The 3,067-nt window shown below is 69.6% G+C and carries 2 protein-coding genes; one reads left to right on the top strand and one right to left on the bottom strand.

Features of this window, described 5'->3' with window-relative positions; translation table 11 throughout:
• Positions 1–94 precede the first annotated feature (94 nt).
• The gene (locus AC08OX_RS16510; protein ID WP_476608639.1) at positions 95–1,483 is read left to right on the top strand and encodes an MFS transporter; all 1,389 of its coding nucleotides are present in this window, start codon (positions 95–97) and stop codon (positions 1,481–1,483) included.
• On the opposite strand, the gene AC08OX_RS16505 is transcribed toward AC08OX_RS16510, so the two are convergent.
• Positions 1,464–2,972: a CCA tRNA nucleotidyltransferase gene (locus AC08OX_RS16505; RefSeq protein WP_476608638.1), complete on the bottom strand. Its 1,509-nt coding sequence runs from the start codon at positions 2,970–2,972 to the stop codon at positions 1,464–1,466. The two genes, AC08OX_RS16510 and AC08OX_RS16505, sit on opposite strands and share 20 nt — an antisense overlap.
• Positions 2,973–3,067 lie beyond the last annotated feature (95 nt).

The following is a 3,067-nucleotide window of genomic DNA, read 5'->3' as shown; positions in this document are numbered from 1 at the left end:
GGTAATACACATCCGGAAGATCAACTTTGGTCATGGGCTGCGAAAACTCCAACCAAGATCGAACTATCTAGGAAACTCCCGCTAGGCTGACGACGTGGCCCGGGCGGAGAACCTTCGTGAGCTGCTGCATGACCGTGGGTTCCGGATGCTCTACGCGTCCAGGCTCACCTCCCAGGCCGCCGACGGCGTCTTCCAGGCGAGCCTCGTCAGCTATGTGCTGTTCTCTCCCGAACGGGCGACCTCAGCGGCGGCCCTGGCCGCGTCGCTCGCGATCGTTGTGCTGCCGTTCAGCGTCATCGGCCCCTTCGCCGGCATCGTGCTCGATCGCGTGTCCCGCCAGCGGGTTCTGGTGGTCTGCTCACTCGTCCGGATGCTGTTGATGGGCATCCTGGTCGCTCTGATCGCCACCGGCCAGACGGGCCTCGACTTCTACGCGGTGGCACTGGCGTCGGTGAGCATGAACCGCTTCGTGCTGGCGGCGCTGTCCGCCGGGCTCCCGGTCGTGGTCGGCCTCGACCGGCTTGTCACGGCGAACGCCTTGTCCGTCACCTCCGGCACCGTCGCGACGCTCGCCGGAGCCGGTGTCGGCAGCGGGCTGCGCGGGCTGATCGGCGGCGAGGACGGGGCGGTGGCGTTCGTCGCCGCTCTGGCGGCTCTCACCTACCTTGTAGCCGCCGCCACCGCGGCGCGGGCGGGGCGGAGCGACTTCGGTCCGCTGGAGACGATGGCCTGGCAGGGCGCCTGGGCGCAGACCACCCAGGTCGTCGCCGACATGCTTGACGGCGCCCGCTATCTGGTGAACCACGGGCCGGCCCGGCGGGCGCTCGCCGCCCTCACCACCTCGCGAGCCGCCTACGGCCTGATCCTCGTGATGACGGTATTGCTGTATCGCAACTACTTCACCGGCTCGGAAGGCGGGCTCGCGGGACTCGCCGCCGTCGTCGCAGCCAGTGGAGCCGGCACGATCAGCGCCGCGCTCGCGACTCCCCGCGTCACGCGGCGCATGCCGAAGTCGAGCTGGATCGCCCTCGTCCTGGTACTCGGCGGGGTCGTCGAGGTCGCGCTCGGGCTGCCCTTCTCCTCGACGCTGTTCATCGTCGCGGGAGCGTTGCTCGGGTTTTCCGCACAAGCCAGCAAGATCTGCGTGGACACCATCGTGCAGGAGGAGACCGACGACGCCTACCGCGGTCGCGCCTTCTCGCTCTACGACCTGCTGTTCAATGTTGCCTTCGTGGCGGCCGCGGCGGTGGCCGCCATGGTCCTGCCGGACGAGGGCCGGTCCGTTCCGGTGGTCCTGGTAGCCGGGGCCGGCTACGCGCTCGCCGGGATCCTGTACTACCGGGCCGCCCACCGCCATCCGGAAGACCGGATCATCCGTCACATCGGCGAGCCCGGATTGGCACGACCGGCTGACCGTCCGGGCCCGGACGGTCAGCCTGGTCCGGACAGTCAGCCCAGGCCGGTCACCCCCGCCGAGGCGTGAGCTCGCCGGAGACGGGCGCATCACCGGGGACGGGGACCTCGTGCTCCCGGGCCCACCGGAACAGTTCGGCCTCGGCGGCCTCCCGGCCGACGATCCCGTGCTCGAAGCGGAACTCCAGCATGTGCGACCGGGCCTGGCCCACCAACCGGGACGGTGGCAGCCCCAGCAGCACCATGATGTCGTCCCCGGAAAGCTCCGGCCGGATCGCGGCGATCTCCTCGCGCGCGGCGAGCTCGGCGATCCGCTCCTCGAGCGAGTCGTACGTCCGGGACAACGCCGCGGCCTTGCGCCGGTTGCGGGTCGTACAGTCCGAGCGGACCAGCTTGTGTAGCCGGGAGAGTTGAGGACCCGCGTCGTGCACGTAGCGGCGTACGGCGGCGTCGGTCCACTCGCCCGCCCCGTATCCGTGGAAGCGCAGGTGCAGGTAGACGAGCCGGCAGACCGCGTCAGTCACGTCCTTGGGGAAGTGCAGCGCCGCGAGCCGGCGGCGGGTCATGTCCCGGCCAACGACCTCATGGTGGTGGAAGGACACCCGCCCACCCGTCATGTGCCGGCGGGTCCGCGGCTTGCCGATGTCATGCAGCAGCGCGGCCCAGCGCAGCACCTCGTCCGGCTCCCCCGGCTCCTCCAGGGTCATCGCCTGACGCAGCACCGTCATGGTGTGGGCGTAGACGTCCTTGTGCTGGTGGTGCTCGTCGATCTCCATCCGCATGGCGGACACCTCGGGCAGCACGATGTCGGCGATCCCGACCTCGACCAACCGCTCCAGACCGGTGACCGGATCGGGAGCCGACATAAGCTTGCGCAGTTCGTCGCGGATCCGTTCGGGGGAGACGACCGCGAGCCGATCGGCCCGCGAGCGCATCGCCGCGACCAGCTCGGGTACCGGGGTGAGGCCCAGGGCCGCCTCGAACCTGGCGGCCCGCAGGATGCGCAGCGGGTCGTCGTCGAACGACGCCTCAGGGCTTGCGGGGGTACGCAGCACGCCGCGGGCGAGATCTGCCATCCCGCCGAACAGGTCGACGAAGTCATGGCCGGGCACGGACACCGCCATCGCATTCACGGTGAAGTCCCGCCGGGACAGGTCCGCCTCCAGGCTGTCGCCGTAGGTCACGGCCGGATTGCGGGACTTCCGGTCGTACGCCTCGCTACGGTAGGTAGTGATCTCGAACCGGACACCGTGCCGAGCGAGCCCGACCGTGCCGAAGGCGATTCCGGCCTCCCAGGTCGCCTCCGCCCATCCTCGGGTGATCTCCAGAACCCGCTCGGGGCGGGCGTCCGTGGCAAAGTCGAGATCGGCCGGTACGGCCCCGGACACGGCGGACGCCGGCCTGCCGAGCAGGGCGTCCCGTACCGAACCACCGACGAGGTGAAGGAGGTAGCCGTTCGCGGTGAAGACGCGGCCAAGCTCATTGGCGGCCGGCGGCACCCTCAGCAGCTCACTCACCACCCGTTCGGCCGAGTCTCGCGGATTGTCCAGACTGATCACTGACACACCTTCAGGTTACGGCCTCACCGCCGGTGATCCGGCACGTGGACCCAAAATAATGATCATGATTTCTCGGCGTCCAACCGGGAAGGGCC

The sequence above is a fragment of the Frankia sp. CoBUL1 genome (assembly GCF_978021245.1).
The sequence above is the reverse complement of the archived record's forward strand: the minus strand, read 5'-3'. Positions and strand labels throughout refer to the sequence as shown.